Annotated in this window: 14 protein-coding genes; 9 read left to right on the forward strand and 5 right to left on the reverse strand. The window is 46.1% G+C overall.

The features are described 5' to 3' along the window. Window positions 1–204: 204 nt before the first annotated feature. The 6 genes from frdA to M2387_RS21450 all read left to right on the forward strand — a co-directional run bounded on the left by frdA (window position 205) and on the right by M2387_RS21450 (window position 5,697). Window positions 205–1,995, forward strand: a complete 1,791-nt coding sequence (gene frdA / locus M2387_RS21425) for a fumarate reductase (quinol) flavoprotein subunit (protein ID WP_259052491.1) — start codon at window positions 205–207, stop codon at window positions 1,993–1,995. Further along, entirely contained in the window at window positions 1,988–2,722 is a 735-nt protein-coding gene (locus M2387_RS21430; protein ID WP_259052493.1) for a succinate dehydrogenase/fumarate reductase iron-sulfur subunit, read from the forward strand. Before frdA ends, M2387_RS21430 begins: the two co-directional genes overlap by 8 nt. A gap of 10 nt (window positions 2,723–2,732) precedes the next feature. Continuing rightward, on the forward strand, window positions 2,733–3,128 hold the full coding sequence (frdC, locus tag M2387_RS21435; protein WP_259052495.1) for a fumarate reductase subunit FrdC: 396 nt from the start codon (window positions 2,733–2,735) through the stop codon (window positions 3,126–3,128). A 10-nt stretch (window positions 3,129–3,138) separates the two neighbouring features. After that, complete coding sequence (gene frdD / locus M2387_RS21440; RefSeq protein ID WP_259052497.1) at window positions 3,139–3,498, forward strand: fumarate reductase subunit FrdD; 360 nt, start codon at window positions 3,139–3,141, stop codon at window positions 3,496–3,498. Between the two features lie 197 nt (window positions 3,499–3,695). Then, a complete protein-coding gene (ampC, locus tag M2387_RS21445; protein WP_259052499.1) occupies window positions 3,696–4,847 on the forward strand; it encodes a class C beta-lactamase in 1,152 nt (383 codons plus the stop codon). A 256-nt stretch (window positions 4,848–5,103) separates the two neighbouring features. Continuing rightward, window positions 5,104–5,697, forward strand: a complete 594-nt coding sequence (locus tag M2387_RS21450) for a response regulator transcription factor (RefSeq protein ID WP_259052501.1) — start codon at window positions 5,104–5,106, stop codon at window positions 5,695–5,697. 76 nt (window positions 5,698–5,773) lie between these two features. Here the strand turns inward: M2387_RS21450 and efp are convergent, their stop codons facing one another. Beyond that, window positions 5,774–6,340 carry an elongation factor P gene (efp, locus tag M2387_RS21455; protein ID WP_259052503.1) on the reverse strand — a complete coding sequence of 189 codons (567 nt, stop codon included), beginning with the start codon at window positions 6,338–6,340 and terminating at the stop codon, window positions 5,774–5,776. Window positions 6,341–6,380: 40 nt separating this feature from the next. Here efp and epmB point away from each other — a divergent pair, with 40 nt between their 5' ends. Then, window positions 6,381–7,427 (forward strand): EF-P beta-lysylation protein EpmB, encoded by a 1,047-nt coding sequence (gene epmB / locus M2387_RS21460; RefSeq protein ID WP_259052505.1) that lies wholly within the window; start codon window positions 6,381–6,383, stop codon window positions 7,425–7,427. A gap of 55 nt (window positions 7,428–7,482) precedes the next feature. Here epmB and M2387_RS21465 read toward each other — a convergent pair whose 3' ends face one another. From M2387_RS21465 to M2387_RS21480, 4 genes are all read right to left on the reverse strand, one after another. Continuing rightward, window positions 7,483–7,839 (reverse strand): DUF4156 domain-containing protein, encoded by a 357-nt coding sequence (locus M2387_RS21465; RefSeq protein WP_259052508.1) that lies wholly within the window; start codon window positions 7,837–7,839, stop codon window positions 7,483–7,485. Window positions 7,840–7,992: 153 nt separating this feature from the next. Next, window positions 7,993–8,766 carry an FCD domain-containing protein gene (locus M2387_RS21470; protein ID WP_259052511.1) on the reverse strand — a complete coding sequence of 258 codons (774 nt, stop codon included), beginning with the start codon at window positions 8,764–8,766 and terminating at the stop codon, window positions 7,993–7,995. A 149-nt stretch (window positions 8,767–8,915) separates the two neighbouring features. Next, a complete protein-coding gene (locus M2387_RS21475; RefSeq protein ID WP_259052513.1) occupies window positions 8,916–11,285 on the reverse strand; it encodes a glycoside hydrolase family 31 protein in 2,370 nt (789 codons plus the stop codon). A 13-nt stretch (window positions 11,286–11,298) separates the two neighbouring features. Beyond that, window positions 11,299–12,615 carry an MFS transporter gene (locus tag M2387_RS21480; protein WP_259052514.1) on the reverse strand — a complete coding sequence of 439 codons (1,317 nt, stop codon included), beginning with the start codon at window positions 12,613–12,615 and terminating at the stop codon, window positions 11,299–11,301. Window positions 12,616–12,988: 373 nt separating this feature from the next. Between M2387_RS21480 and uxuA the strand changes: the two genes are divergently transcribed. Continuing rightward, the gene (gene uxuA / locus M2387_RS21485) at window positions 12,989–14,182 is read left to right on the forward strand and encodes a mannonate dehydratase (RefSeq protein ID WP_259052515.1); all 1,194 of its coding nucleotides are present in this window, start codon (window positions 12,989–12,991) and stop codon (window positions 14,180–14,182) included. Then, on the forward strand, window positions 14,179–15,597 hold the full coding sequence (gene uxaC, locus M2387_RS21490) for a glucuronate isomerase (RefSeq protein ID WP_259052517.1): 1,419 nt from the start codon (window positions 14,179–14,181) through the stop codon (window positions 15,595–15,597). Before uxuA ends, uxaC begins: the two co-directional genes overlap by 4 nt. Window positions 15,598–15,668 lie beyond the last annotated feature (71 nt).

Genomic DNA, 15,668 nt, shown 5'->3' on the forward strand with positions numbered 1-15,668 from the left:
GAAAAACGCCTTTTTAATAACATCAGGCATGCGTTGTTCCACAGAACGATGAAAAAATCGAATACATCAAAATTCCATACTATTTACGCGTCTATACTGCCTCCCAATAAGGTCAGGAATCTTTTCGCAACGGCGGCACCCTCTGCGGTGAGCTATCTTTAGTCAATATCGCTTTGCGAAATAATAAAAATCAGGAGGAGTGTCGTGAAAACCTTTCAAGCCGATATCGCCATTATAGGTGCCGGTGGTGCCGGGCTACGAACAGCCATCGCCGCAGCCCAGGCTAACCCGCAAGCTAAAATCGCTCTGATTTCAAAAGTTTATCCAATGCGCAGCCATACTGTTGCCGCTGAAGGAGGATCTGCTGCCGTCACGCAAGATAGCGATAGTTTTGACTATCACTTCCATGACACCGTCGCCGGTGGTGACTGGCTATGTGAGCAAGATGTCGTGGACTACTTTGTCCGCCATTGCCCGACAGAAATGACTCAGTTGGAGCACTGGGGCTGCCCGTGGAGCCGCCGTCCGGACGGTAGCGTCAACGTTCGTCGCTTCGGGGGGATGAAGATTGAAAGAACCTGGTTTGCGGCCGATAAAACCGGTTTTCATATGCTCCATACCCTGTTCCAGACCTCCTTGCAATTTCCACAGATCCAGCGTTTTGACGAATACTTCGTCCTCGACATTCTCGTCGATGACGGTCAGGCTCGCGGCCTGGTAGCCATGAACATGATGGAAGGTGAACTCACCCAAATTCGTGCCAATTCCGTGGTCATGGCGACCGGCGGTGCGGGTCGTGTTTATCGCTACAATACCAACGGCGGTATCGTTACGGGTGACGGCATGGGCATGGCGCTGAGCCATGGTGTGCCGTTACGCGATATGGAGTTTGTTCAGTATCACCCGACCGGCCTGCCAGGCTCTGGTATTCTGATGACTGAAGGCTGCCGCGGTGAAGGCGGTATTCTGGTCAATAAAAACGGCTACCGTTATTTACAAGACTACGGAATGGGGCCTGAAACACCGCTCGGCGAACCTAAAAATAAATATATGGAACTGGGTCCGCGTGACCGTGTTTCACAGGCTTTCTGGCATGAATCTCAGAAAGGCAACACCATCGCGACCCCGCGTGGGGATGTGGTCTATCTCGACCTGCGCCATCTGGGTGAGAAAAAACTGCTGGAACGACTACCGTTTATCTGCGAACTGGCAAAAGCCTATGTCGGCGTCGACCCGGTAAAAGAACCGATTCCGGTACGGCCGACCGCGCATTACACCATGGGCGGTATCGAAACCGATAATCAGTGTGAGACCCGTATTAAAGGTCTGTTTGCCGTCGGAGAATGTTCTTCGGTGGGATTACACGGCGCCAACCGACTCGGATCTAACTCGCTGGCTGAATTAGTGGTCTTTGGTCGTCTGGCAGGTGAAAAAGCGGCTGAACATGCCCGTCAGGCTCAACAGGCGAATGATTCAGTCCTCAATGCTCAGGCTGCTGACGTTGAAAATAAACTGAAGAAACTGGTCAATCAGGAAGGAACCGAGAACTGGTCAGCTATTCGCGATGAAATGGGCCTGTCGATGGAAGAAGGCTGTGGAATCTACCGTACGCCGGAACTGATGCAAAAAACTATCGATAAACTGGCTGAGCTACAAGAACGCTTCAGTCGCGTCAGAATAACCGATACCTCTAGCGTCTTTAATACCGACTTACTCTACACCATTGAGCTGGGACATGGCCTGAATGTGGCTGAGTGTATGGCGCACTCTGCCATGGCGCGCAAAGAGTCTCGTGGTGCTCACCAGCGGCTTGATGAAGGCTGTACCGAGCGTGATGACGTTAACTTTTTAAAACATACTCTGGCCTTCCGTGAGGCCGACGGCACCACTCGTCTTGATTATGGCGATGTCAAAATTACTACCCTGCCGCCAGCAAAACGTGTCTACGGTGCAGAAGCTGATGCTGCGGATAAGAAGGAGAAGGCCAATGGCTGAGATGCAAACACATAAAGTTTCCATTATGCGTTACAACCCGGAAACGGACAGCGAACCGCATAATGTCACTTATGACGTCCCGTTCGATGAGCAGACGTCGGTGCTGGATGCTCTGGGCTATATCAAAGATAACCTCGCACCCGACCTGAGCTATCGCTGGTCTTGTCGCATGGCTATTTGCGGTTCCTGCGGCATGATGGTGAATAACATTCCGAAACTGGCCTGTAAAACCTTCCTGCGTGAATATCCGGAGGGTGTGCAGATTTCAGCACTGTCAAACTTCCCGATTGAACGCGATTTAGTCGTCGATATGACGCACTTTATTGAGAGCCTTGAGGCGATTAAGCCTTATATCATCGGGAATAACCGGCCACTGGCAGAAGGTCCAAATACCCAGACCCCAGCCCAGATGGCTAAATATCACCAGTTCTCTGGATGTATCAACTGTGGTCTGTGTTACGCAGCTTGTCCACAGTTTGGCCTGAATCCGGAATTTATTGGACCGGCAGCCATCACACTGGCCCATCGTTATAATCTGGATAACCGCGATCGCGGTAAAGCCGCACGTATGCCGCAGTTAAATGGCAAGAATGGCGTCTGGAGCTGCACCTTTGTTGGCTTCTGTTCTGTCGTTTGCCCTAAACATGTGGATCCGGCTGCCGCTATCCAGCAGGGCAAAGTCGAAAGTTCTAAAGACTTTTTGATTGCTACCCTGAAACCACGCTAAGGAGTGCACTATGACCACGAAACGTAAACCATATGTTCCCCCAATGACTTCGACATGGTGGAAAAAACTCGGTTTTTATCGTTTTTATATGCTGCGTGAAGGAACATCGGTCCCTACTGTATGGTTTAGTTTATTACTGATTTACGGGCTATTTTCTCTAAAACACGGTCCTGAAGAATGGGCTGGATTTGTCAGCTTTTTACAGAATCCTGTCGTTCTGATCCTTAATATCATCACGCTCGCAGCCGCATTACTGCATACCAAAACCTGGTTTGAACTCGCTCCTAAGGCCGCAATTGTCATTATTAAAGATGAAAAAATGGGGCCGGAGCCAGTGATTAAGGGACTCTGGGTGGTTACCGTACTGGTGACCTGCGTGGTGCTGTTTGTGGCATTATTCTGGTAGGGAAAAAATCATGATGAATCAAAAACCTCAACGCTCCGATGAACCCGTCTTCTGGGGGCTCTTTGGTGCTGGTGGTATGTGGGGAGCTATCTTCGCCCCCGTTATTGTCTTACTGGTAGGCATTCTGCTGCCACTTGGCCTCTTTCCTGCTGAAGCACTGGATTTTGCACGTGTTCATGCTTTCGTTAATAGCTGGATAGGCCGGTTATTCGTTTTCCTGATGATTGTTCTGCCATTATGGTGCGGATTACATCGTATTCATCACGGTATGCATGATTTAAAAATTCATGTTCCTTCCGGAAAATGGGTATTTTATGGCCTGGCAGCGATTCTCAGTATCGTTACCTTAGTTGGCGTGATACGTTTTTAGTTATCATGAACCTTAAAAGCCTGCATAAAATTTGCAGGCTTTTAATTAGACTATTCAACATGACAATTAAAAGAAAAAATAATACTGATGATTATTTTTTATAAAAAATAAGATTATTTTCCATTATTATCTAAATAGAACAGACTGCGAATATCTGTCAGAACTGGATATCTGACTCAACTTTATGGATGAACCCCATGCTAAAAAAGTGTTTTTGCTGTATCTTTATTTTTTCTATGGCTAACTCTGCCTTAGCTTGCAACGAAAAAAAACCGCCCCGAAAAGTGAATCAAGTTATTAATAAAACTATTCAGGAGGTAATGAAAAAAAATGATATCCCGGGTATCGCTGTGGCCGTTATTTATCAAGGTAAGCCCTGGTATTTTACCTATGGTGTCATTAATACTGAGCATGATATTCCAGTCACTGAGCATAGTTTGTTTGAGATTGGCTCGGTAAGTAAAACGTTTACCGGTGTATTAGGTGGCGATACCCTTGCTCGCGGTGAAATTAATCTGAATGATCCTGCAAGATGTTACTGGCCAGCACTTATTTCCAATAAGTGGAATAATATCAGTTTATTACAATTAGCAACCTATACTGCTGGCGGACTTCCCTGGCAAATACCCAACCACGTGACCAATGAATCTTCATTGCTTGAATTCTACAACTCCTGGCAGCCAGACTGGGAACCCGGAACTAAACGTTTGTATGGTAACTCAAGTATCGGACTCTTTGGTGCCCTGGCGGTTAAACCCTCGGGAATGCGTTTTGAGGAAGCTTTAAAGACCCGGGTTCTGCAACAGCTGCACATGAACAATACCTGGGTTAACGTACCTGAGGAGCATCAACAACATTACTCGTGGGGCTATAGCAATAATAAACCCGTCCGCTTACTTCCCGGTATGTTATCAGCAAAGACGTATGGGTTGATATCGACAGTAAAAGATATGGCCACCTGGATACAAACAAACATGGATCCGGAACAGGTTAAAAATGAAACTCTTCAGCAAGGTATCATACTCGCTCAATCACGTTACTGGCGTATCGGCAGCATGTACCAAGGGTTAGGCTGGGATATTTTTAACTGGCCAGCAGAGCCTGACGTGGTGATTTATTGTAGTAATCGTAAGGTCGCATTAGAACCACAGACCTCCGTCCCAATTACGCCACCGGTTTCTCTGGTCAAGGCTTCGTGGGTACATAAAACCGGCTCAACGCGCGGTTTTGGTGCTTATGTGGCTTTTATTCCGGAAAAAAAAATAGGCATAGTAATCTTAGCCAATAAAAACTATCCAAATGACGATCGCATCAAAACGGCCTATACCATTTTGAAGGCCCTACAATAAGCTATCGTATCAGCATTGATATATAACGTTTAATATACCCCACGTGCTGGGCCTAACAGCAAGTACATCTCTGCTTACGAAAGGAAGTTCCTCACCGGCATGCGGAGAATAGTCCATGACAAGATCTTTAAGCCTGGAATTGATGGTGAATTAGAACGTAGTTTATCGCTTCATTTATTTTTTTTATTCATATCATAGAACCTGTTTGTTTGCCGCCCTGTAAAGGGAGTTGTTATCACTTACGTGAATCGTGAATATGTATAAAATACTGGTAGTTGATAAATGTTGTTTCAGTCGATTTGGTTTAAAAACCTGGCTCAGTCAGGATAAGTTCAGAGAAAGAAATATTATTATTACTGAGGCAGATAACCTGCAACTTGCCCGTGAAATGATGATGACATGGCAGCCTAATCTTATTATTGCTGACTTTACCAGTTTTCTCACTACCCTGAAAAATATACGCCAGCTATCGATCATTCAAGAAACACGAGCTGAAAACACCAGTATCATCTTATTACAAAGTAATCATCACTCACATATCGGTGATGTCAGTAAAAATCGCGGAAATATTCATATTCTGGATAAATCCATACAACTTAATGAGTTAGAAAGTATTATCGAGAAAAACATTATTCTTCCGGTTGAAGAAAAAAACAAAAAACGCGCATTAATACCGCTACTCACATTACGAGAAGAGCGTATTTTAAAACTTTGGAAAGATGAAGTACATAATGCCTATATTGCCAGACTAATGGGGATAAGTATTAAGACAGTGTACACTTACAAACGTAATATCAGAGTCAAATTAGGGGCAGAAAACCGGTTGTCATTATTTATGAACATGTCTTAGCCAGATAAGACCGCCAGAGCAGCCTCCTTGCATCGGGAATGTGATGCCAAAGCATCCCATTCCCGACCCGCCTGAATTACTTCACGCGAGAAACGTATTCACCTGAACGGGTGTCAACTTTAATTACTTCGCCAACCTGTACAAACAATGGCACTTTAACAACTGCGCCAGTGCTTAATGTTGCAGGCTTACCACCGGTACCAGCGGTATCACCTTTCAGGCCAGGATCGGTATCAGTGATTTCCAGTTCAACAAAGTTTGGTGGAGTAACAGAGATAGGCTGACCGTTCCACAGGGTAACGATACATTCAGCCTGATCCAGCAGCCACTTAGCATTGTCACCTACAGCTTTAGCATCAGCTGCCAGCTGCTCAAAGGTTTCGTTGTTCATAAAGTGCCAGAACTCACCGTCGTTATACAGGTAAGTCAGGTTCATATCGATAACGTCTGCGCCTTCTGCAGTGTCAGTCGATTTAAAGGTTTTCTCAACACGAGATCCGGTCAACAAACGGCGCAGTTTAACGCGCGCAAAAGCCTGACCTTTACCTGGTTTGACGAATTCACTGAATTCGACGGCATAAGGTTCGCCATCCATAATGATTTTAAGACCGACACGAAAATCGTTGCTAGAATAAGTTGCCATAAGGCCCTCTGAATTAATTAACTGGTAGATTAGCCAAAAAATGGCAAGCATTGTAACCCTAAACACCCCCGACAGAGAAGATTGGTTAACGCAACTTGCCGATGTTATAACCGATCCTGATGAACTACTTCAGATTTTAAACCTGGCAGATAACCCTTCACTGCTCCAGGGACGTGAAGCACGTCGCCTTTTTGCCCTGCGCGTTCCCCGGGCTTTCGTTGCCCGAATGGAAAAAGGGAACCCGGATGACCCTCTGCTACGCCAGGTGTTAACAGCAAAGCAAGAGTTTATCATCGCGCCGGGATACAGCACCGATCCACTCGAAGAGCAGCACAGCGTCGTACCCGGGTTGCTGCACAAATACAGTAACCGTGCCCTGCTATTAGTGAAAGGTGGCTGTGCGGTTAACTGCCGCTACTGTTTTCGCCGTCATTTTCCTTATGCCGAGAACCAGGGCAATAAGCGTAACTGGCAAGCTGCGCTCAACTATATCAGTGAGCATCCGGAACTTGATGAAATTATCTTTTCTGGCGGTGACCCGCTGATGGCGAAAGACCATGAGCTGGACTGGCTGATAACCGAGCTGGAAAGTATCGGACATATTAAACGGCTGCGTATTCATAGCCGGCTGCCGATTGTACTCCCTGACCGTATAACCGATACCTTAATCTCAAGGCTTTCTCGCTCGCGCTTACAGGTCCTGCTGGTCAATCATATCAACCACGCACAAGAAATTGGCGATGACTTCCGTACAGCTATGCTAAAACTGCGTCAGGCTGGCGTCACGCTATTGAATCAGAGCGTGTTACTGCGTGGAGTCAATGATAATGCCTACACTCTGGCTGATTTAAGCCGGGCGCTGTTTGACGCAGGCGTACTCCCCTATTATCTGCATGTGCTCGACAGAGTTCAGGGTGCAGCGCATTTTATGGTGGAGGATGAAGAGGCGCGGGCAATTATGCGCGAGCTGTTAACGCTGGTATCAGGCTATATGGTGCCTAAGCTGACACGTGAGATTGGCGGCGAACCGAGCAAAACGATGCTGGATTTACAGCTACGCCAGCAACGTACTTCAGACGCTAGCTGAATCAGAACCGTATCACCGCTTACCATCAGGTAAGCGGTAGATCAGACTGACCTTATCATTGAGGGCAGTTATATACCTGTCCGGTCATTTTACTGTCAGTTGGTACAAAGCTGGACAACAGCGTCTGGCTTGGGCTGCTAACGCCATACAGTACGTTTCCACCCATCGCAGCAGCATTGTTACGCAATACATTTGCTGCACCGCGCATTGAGCCGCCCTCATCACCCGTTTGGCCGGATAACCAGTTGCTCTGTTCGCCGGTTGCCGTTCCAAGCAGACGACATTCGCTACCCGGTTTGTCTTCTACGAAGCGAACATTCTGACCACCCGCCGTAAGATCATTGCTTGAGCTACTACAACCAGCCAGCAGTAATGCTGCTCCAACCATTCCCACTGCAAGTTTTATGCGCATCTTGTTCCCCATCATTATTGTGTTGAGCTTTTATCACCCGCTGAAATCTTATACCAAAGTCTGCATAAAAGAAAAAATCCCCGGACACATTATGGATGTCGCAACGCGTTATACGGAAAGGGAACTCTGGTTTGGGAGATAAAACCACACTGTTCAAACCAGCGGAGGATTTATATTTTTAATAAAATCAATCGGGTAGGAATTAAACAGATAACCATCAAAATACGGATCGTCAACGTCTGATAACTCCAGCAGACGCTGCTTAACATTTTCCAGGTGTTGCCACATTGCTTGTTTGGCTGCTACGGAGTCTTTTTTAATCATTGCCGCAAGGATAGCCTGGTGATCCGTTATCCACTCTTTGCGGAAATCTTTATTAACGATCCGGGTATGAAGCATCAGCCACATTGGGTTATTTTCCCGCCAGCCCCAGGACTGTTTCAGTAATTCAACCAGCATACTATTATGCGTTGCCTGGGCAATGGCCAGGTGAAACTCTCGGTCACCGGTTTCATCTTCTCCGGTTTTCAGCTCATCACACTCCCTTTGCAGGGCACTGCGCATACGCGCAATATCGAGTGGTGTTGCCTGGGTTGCCGCAAATTCTGCGATATTACTTTCCAGTAGCTGCCGTGCCTGCAACAGTTCAAACGGACCTGCGGCATTCAGGATAGAAGGGTCAGTCGGCACACTTTCGCTCTGATGAGGGAGTGCAACAATATAAACGCCCGAACCTTTACGGACCTCAACTAATTGTTCAATCTCTAGCATAATCAAAGCTTCCCGTACCACAGCACGAGAAACATTTAATCGTTCTGCAATTTCACGTTCAGGCGGTAGCCTGTCACCCACAGAACAATTCATCTCAATGATCATTTGGCGTAAGACATGACCGACTACCTGATAGGGGCGCTTTGCATCTGACATGACCAATGAACCTAAGGTTGTTTTAAATTAATTATATTAATGCCCCTCTGGGTTTTCAATATAATTAACTGTATCTAAAGAGAATATGAGTAAAAATAAAAAAGGCCATGTGATAACACATGGCCTTTTTAATCATAATATTTACGTCATTACTTTAAATGCCATTCATTAGATAAAACGCCATTAATATATAAAGGCCGTTTTTCTTTTTCTGGCAGGCACACCTGTAATTTTTTCCATTCAGGGATATAGTCGCCGGTTGTCTCGATCACTAAAGATAACTTATTTGCGCTAGTTTCCAGCGTCCAGTTAACCCAGAGCGCATCACCCTTAGTATATCCCCAGGATTCGCCATCATCTTCAAATATAAGGCCATTGGATACTGCCTGGCCTAATGTTGGGAACAGATGTAGCTCACGCTCGGTATCCCGCTGAGGATTAACATATTGTAAGTGCGATGAAACAGGTAAACCTGCTCCTGCTCTGACAAATAAAGGTAATTTCTCTAAGGGTGCGTCTACGGTTATCCACTGGCCGCCGCTGTACCAAGCCTTACTGTCATAGTCATACCAGCCATGAGTATTTTCAGGCAGCCATAATGAACGGGTCCGCGACTGGGCTTCAACTACGCTTGCAACCAGTAAATCACGTCCTAATAAGAACTCATCGCACTCTTCAAATGTCTGCTTATCATGCTGATGATCGAGGAATGTCGGACGTAGCATAGGTTCATCATCGGCATGCGCTTGCCATAATAAGGTATATAAATAAGGCATCAGGCGATAACGTAATTCAATCGCCGCACGAATAGCGCCGGTGACCCCCGGGTACATCCAGGGTTCATTCACCGTATGATCATCGTTCCACGAATGAATAGTGAAGCGTGGATGCATGACGCCATTTTGTACCCAGCGAACAAACAGTTCTGCATCGGGCTTATCGCCAGAAAAACCACCCACATCGTGGCCGACATTATATAAACCTGACAGACTCATACCCACGCCCATACGGGTGTTGTAGCGCAATGTTTCCCAGTTAGTACGGTTATCACCACTCCAGGTTTGAACGTATCGCTGCATGCCCGCGCAGCCAGAACGAGAAATCAGATAAGGGCGTTTTTCCGGTGCAAATTCGACCTGCGCTTCCATCGAGGCACGCATCATTAACAGGGGCATCACCGGACGAATGTGTTTTATTGGAATTGGTTTACCAAATCCAAAACAACGCGCCTCACCGTCCCATACTTCATACTCATTGTTATCATTCCAGGTTGAATCTATCCCCATCTCTAATAACTGAGTTTTAACGTTATCTTTCCACCAGGAAATAGCTGCCGGGTTAGTAAAGTCTATATGAGAGCCTTCGTCATCCCAGAAGCAAGAACGCTCAGGTTTCTCTGTCTCTGGGTCAGTAATAAATAACCCATTATCAGCAACCTCTTGATAACGAGGGTGATCCTGCAACAAGCAGGGTTTAATATTGGCAGCAAGTTTTAAGCCAGCCTGATGGAATGACGCCGTCATCAATTTCGGGTCAGGGACTTTGTCATAGTTCCAGTTAAAGACATAGCGCTTGTCTTTAATCGACGTATACCCGGACGATAACTGGAATGAGTCACAGGGTATCGCATGCTGTTCACATAACTGAATAAATTTCAGAAGCTGCTGCTGCGCATCGGGAGCATCGGTATAGTGCATCGTTGAACCACTGTAGCCTAAACTCCATTTCGGTCCAAAAATAGTTTTACCGGTTAACCGAACAAAGCGTTTAGTGATATCAAGAACCTGCTTTCCGGTGAAAAGGAAGTAATCAATATCCCCGGCTTCACTTTGCCAGCGACGATAAGGTTTATGATAGTTGTCTAGTTCATTGCCCAAATCTATCCAGCAGTTACTCAAGTTGTCATAGAAAACACCAAAGCTGACGTCTTCACGTTGAGTAATAATAAAAGGAACATGTTTATAAAGAGGGTCTGTGCTGGCGGCGTTATAACCCATCGCATCCAGGTTTCTCATTTCATAACGTTTACCATTACGAGAGAGCGGGCCTGCCTTTTCTCCTAAACCATAATACCGCTCATCCTGATAACGACTTTGATAGTGGGCAACACCATGACCTTGTGCATTTAATAAATAAGCGCTGGTCGTTCTGTCTTGTGTCAGGAATTGCCAGGGTTCATTAATACTATGCCGATATGACCATTCTAACCAAAGCGGCTGATGAACCGTCACTTTGAGTAATTCAGTTGCTATTACCAGCTGTTCTTCATGCTGTTCAACCGTAAATGGCGGTAGTTTAAAACCGCTCAGCTCATCCCTTGGACGCCCCTCCCACGGAATGTCCTGATTGGGGTCGATACTCCAGGTTCTGTCTAACGAATACTCACCATTTGGTTTGAGCGCAACGCGAAAGAGCTCAGTATCTAAAATCGAGATAGAAAGAGTATGTTTCCCTTCGACGAGTAATTCGACATGATGATTACCCGTATGCTTTAAAGTCCACTGTTTTAATATCTTCATTACACTTACCCTGTTAAGCCTGAGTTGTATTCTTTTTGCCACGACGCTCAGCAATAAAAGCGACTAAGAAAATCGCACCAATCAAATCAAAGAACCCCATTGCTACGAAGAGTGGGTTGAAACCAATTTTGTCTGCGGTTACACCAATGATTAAAGAAAATATAAAACTGGCAATCCAGGCACAGGAACCGCGCATACCATTCACGGTAGCCATTTGTCCTTTATCAAAGGATTCAACAACTAACGCACTTAGCATACAGGAAATAATTTGGTGGCCAAAACCGCCAATCGAAATGAGGATGATAGCAACATACGGGTCTCGGGTAATTGCAATAGCCACCAGAGACAGCATCATAAATGCCCCGGTGACAGAACTTGCAACAATCGAGTTTATTTGGCTACAACCAAATAAACGAGCATAGATGCGAGTTAAATAACCACTAAAAATACTTCCCAAATCAGCAGCAAGGAAAGGAAGCCAGATGAACATAACAATTTCTTTAAGATTCATGCCATATTCCTGGGCCAGATATAATGGCACCCAGAAACTCATTACAGCCCAGGCGGGTTCCGCCATAAATGCTGGAATAGCAATACCGTAAAAGCGTTTATTTTTAGCGACTATTTTTAGTGAAGTAAAAAAAGGTAATTTAACAGCAGGAGGCTCATTGTCTTGCTGAATAAAAGATAATTCTTTTTCACCTAAGTTAGGGTGTTTTTCTGGTGAATGATAAAACAACCACCACAAAATAACCCATGCTAATGCTAAGCCGCCAGTAACAATGAATGCTCCCCGCCAGCCAAATAATGAATGTGAAAAATAAATAATAGCCGGGGCGATCATTGCACCAAGTGAGAAGCCAACACCCGCCCACCCGGCAGCAATGGGACGTTCTTTTTTCGGAAACCATTCACCGAGCGTCTTGGCGTTTGCTGGGGTAGCAGCAGCTTCAGAGCTCCCCATAAAAAATCGTAGCACGACTAATTGAATATAATTCGTTGCTCCCGCATGGAACATACAGGTTAATGCCCAAACTATGGCGCAGACCAGAAAACCTAGTTTTAAGCCGACAACATCAATAAACCAACCACATATTGGCTGGAAAATGGTATAGGCGAGCTGGAACGCTCCGACAATCCATGAATACTGTTCGGTACTAATATTAAGATCGACTTTAAGCTCTGGAGCCAGAATACCTAAAGAGTTACGAGTAATATAGTTAACTGTTACCCCTAATAAAAATAAGCTCAGCATCCACCATCGTAACTTAGTGATAATTCTTTTCTTTTTCACTAACCCAGTAGGCATAGAATTTAGCCCTTGACTCATGGTTACACTCCTGAAATCGGCGACCTGATATGTTTACCAAAACTCTGTGTTATTAACTTTTTATTGGTAAACCAAATTTATCACCCTGACAGTTTTATACATAAAGACTGCAGGCTGAGCCATTCTGTATAAAAAATCAGATCAATAGGGTGACTCAAGTCTTGTTTTTCAAATTTGGGCAATCAATTCACTATAAAACTCATTTTTGGTTGACCAAATTAGATGATTTGATTGACATCTTGATTGCTCAAGTACGAGAATGTTCAAAACAAGCGCAATGTGGCTATTTTTCATCGCAGCATGAGCAATAAAAACACAGCGCCGTTATTTTTGGATAACCAAAAAGTCTCATTCTGCTTTCAAGGAGTTACCTATGAAACAAACCTGGCGTTGGTTCGGACCTACAGACCCAGTGACGTTATCTGATATTCGTCAGGCAGGAGCTACCGGAATAGTGACAGCATTGCACCATATTCCGAACGGTGAAATCTGGACTATAGAAGAAATCCAGCAGCGCAAAGCATTGATTGAAGCCAATAGTCTGGAATGGACGGTAGTAGAAAGCATACCGATTCATGAAGATATCAAGACACAAACCGGTGACTATGAAAAATGGATAACCCATTACCAGCAATCTCTGCGTAACCTGGCAGCCTGCGGTATCTATACTGTCTGTTATAACTTTATGCCGATCCTCGACTGGACGCGTACTGATCTTCAATACGAGTTACCAGACGGCTCCAAAGCTCTACGGTTTGATCAGATTGAATTCGCGGTATTTGAGATTTACCTGTTAAAACGTGAAGGGGCTGAAGAGGACTATACGGCGGAAGAACTCGCACAGGCCAGAACCCGTTTTGAAACCATGCGGGATGATGAAAAACAAAAACTCATCAATAACATCATTGCTGGTCTGCCAGGAGCTGAAGAAGGTTATACGCTTGAGCAGTTCAATCAACACCTGCAGCGTTACTCCGGGATCGATAAAGCCAAATTACGCGAACATTTTGCCTATTTTCTGAAAAAAATTATTCCCGTGGCGGAAGCATCTGGCCTGAAAATGGCTGTCCATCCTGACGATCCTCCGCGCCCAATCCTCGGTCTACCACGCATAGTATCGACCATTGAAGACATGCAGTGGATGGCGGATACCCTGGACAGCGATGCCAACGGCTACACCATGTGCACCGGTTCTTACGGGGTACGTGCTGATAATGACTTGGTCAAGATGATTGAAACCTTTGGGCCACGCATTTATTTCCTTCACTTACGCTCAACTCTGCGTGAAGAGAATCCGAATACTTTCCACGAAGCTGCGCATCTGGCGGGAGATGTGGATATGTATCGGGTAATCCGTGCTGTGGCCGCCGAAGAGCATCGTCGTCGTGAGAACGGGCAAGAATTCCTGATCCCGATGCGCCCGGATCATGGCCATCAGATGCTGGATGATCTGAAGAAGAAAACCAATCCCGGCTATTCAGCCATCGGACGCCTGAAGGGCCTGGCGGAAATTCGTGGCCTGGAAATGGGTATTCATCGCGCATTTTATGTTCAGGAAAGACCATGAAACAATTTCTTTGTGAAGATTTTTTACTGCACAGTGATATTGCCCGCCGCCTCTATCATGACTATGCGGCGGATATGCCCGTCTATGACTATCACTGCCACCTCAATCCAAAGGAAATCGCCCGGAACCGCCGCTTTGATAACCTCAGTCAGATCTGGCTCGAAGGGGATCACTATAAATGGCGTGGCATGCGGTCTGCCGGTATCCCGGAACATCTGATAACGGGCCCAGCGAGCGATTACGAAAAATATCAGGCATGGGCCAGAACGGTGCCAATGACGCTGGGTAACCCGCTTTACCACTGGACACACCTGGAACTCCGTCGCCCGTTCGGTATCACAGGGAAAATATTCGGCCCGGAAACGGCACAGGGTATCTGGGATGAAGCCAATGAAAAGCTCAGTCAGGATGAGTTTTCAGCACGTGGCATCATGCAGCAGATGAATGTGCGCATGGTTGGTACTACGGATGACCCTGTTGATTCCCTGGAATACCATCGGCAAATTGCGCAGGATGACAGCTTCGATATTGAAGTCCGCCCCAGCTGGCGCCCGGATCGTGCCTTTAAAATTGAGCTGAGCGGATTTACGGATTATATCGAGAAGTTAGGGCAAAGTGCCGATGTGGATATCTGTCGTTTCAGCGATTTACTGACCGCTCTGGAACGTCGCCTCACGCATTTTGCATTGCATGGTTGCATTGCTTCTGACCATGGTATCGAAATACTTCGTTATGCGCCGATACCTGATGAATCCGTGCTTGATGCTATCCTGCAGAAACGCCTCACGGGCGAAATCCCGGATGAAACGGCAACGGCGCAGTTTACAACCGCAGTACTGGTCTGGCTCGGTAAACAATATGCAAAGCGTGGCTGGGTGATGCAGCTGCATATTGGTGCGCTACGAAACAACAATACGCGTATGTTTAATCTGCTAGGTGCAGACAGCGGCTTTGATTCTATTGGCGATGCGCCGGTTGCCTGGCCACTTTCGCGACTGCTCGATGAAATGGATAAAACCGATGAACTCCCGCGCACTATTCTCTACTGCCTGAACCCACGCGATAACGAAGTGCTGGCGACCATGATCGGTAATTTCCAGGGAGGGGGTATCGGCGGGAAAATTCAGTTCGGTTCCGGCTGGTGGTTCAACGATCAGAAAGACGGCATGCAGCGCCAGCTCGAACAGCTATCCCAGTTGGGACTATTAAGCCAGTTCGTCGGTATGCTGACAGACTCACGCAGCTTCCTGTCCTACACTCGCCATGAATACTTCCGCCGCATTCTCTGTAATATGCTCGGTGAGCTGGCAGTAAAAGGTGAAATCCCGGCAGATGAGAAAATGCTCGGGCAGCTGGTTCGTGATATCAGCTTTAATAATGCTCAGCGTTATTTTTCTGCTACACAGGTGGGCTAATAGAAATATCATTTTGCCCAATAAAAAACCCGCAAAATTTGCGGGTTTTTTACTAGAGCAAGGACTTGGGC

Origin of the sequence: Klebsiella sp. BIGb0407 (genome assembly GCF_024807845.1) — a bacterium.
GTDB lineage: Bacteria > Pseudomonadota > Gammaproteobacteria > Enterobacterales > Enterobacteriaceae > JGM124.

What these genes read in the sequence shown, in the direction of transcription:
- M2387_RS21430 (WP_259052493.1), top strand. Translation starts at nt 1,988, where the DNA reads ATGGCTGAGATGCAAACACATAAAGTTTCCATTATGCGTTACAACCCG.
- frdC (WP_259052495.1), top strand. Translation starts at nt 2,733, where the DNA reads ATGACCACGAAACGTAAACCATATGTTCCCCCAATGACTTCGACATGG.
- frdD (WP_259052497.1), top strand. Translation starts at nt 3,139, where the DNA reads ATGATGAATCAAAAACCTCAACGCTCCGATGAACCCGTCTTCTGGGGG.
- ampC (WP_259052499.1), top strand. Translation starts at nt 3,696, where the DNA reads ATGCTAAAAAAGTGTTTTTGCTGTATCTTTATTTTTTCTATGGCTAAC.
- M2387_RS21450 (WP_259052501.1), top strand. Translation starts at nt 5,104, where the DNA reads ATGTATAAAATACTGGTAGTTGATAAATGTTGTTTCAGTCGATTTGGT.
- efp (WP_259052503.1), bottom strand. Translation starts at nt 6,340, where the DNA reads ATGGCAACTTATTCTAGCAACGATTTTCGTGTCGGTCTTAAAATCATT.
- epmB (WP_259052505.1), top strand. Translation starts at nt 6,381, where the DNA reads ATGGCAAGCATTGTAACCCTAAACACCCCCGACAGAGAAGATTGGTTA.
- M2387_RS21465 (WP_259052508.1), bottom strand. Translation starts at nt 7,839, where the DNA reads ATGCGCATAAAACTTGCAGTGGGAATGGTTGGAGCAGCATTACTGCTG.
- M2387_RS21470 (WP_259052511.1), bottom strand. Translation starts at nt 8,766, where the DNA reads ATGTCAGATGCAAAGCGCCCCTATCAGGTAGTCGGTCATGTCTTACGC.
- M2387_RS21475 (WP_259052513.1), bottom strand. Translation starts at nt 11,285, where the DNA reads ATGAAGATATTAAAACAGTGGACTTTAAAGCATACGGGTAATCATCAT.
- M2387_RS21480 (WP_259052514.1), bottom strand. Translation starts at nt 12,615, where the DNA reads ATGAGTCAAGGGCTAAATTCTATGCCTACTGGGTTAGTGAAAAAGAAA.
- uxuA (WP_259052515.1), top strand. Translation starts at nt 12,989, where the DNA reads ATGAAACAAACCTGGCGTTGGTTCGGACCTACAGACCCAGTGACGTTA.
- uxaC (WP_259052517.1), top strand. Translation starts at nt 14,179, where the DNA reads ATGAAACAATTTCTTTGTGAAGATTTTTTACTGCACAGTGATATTGCC.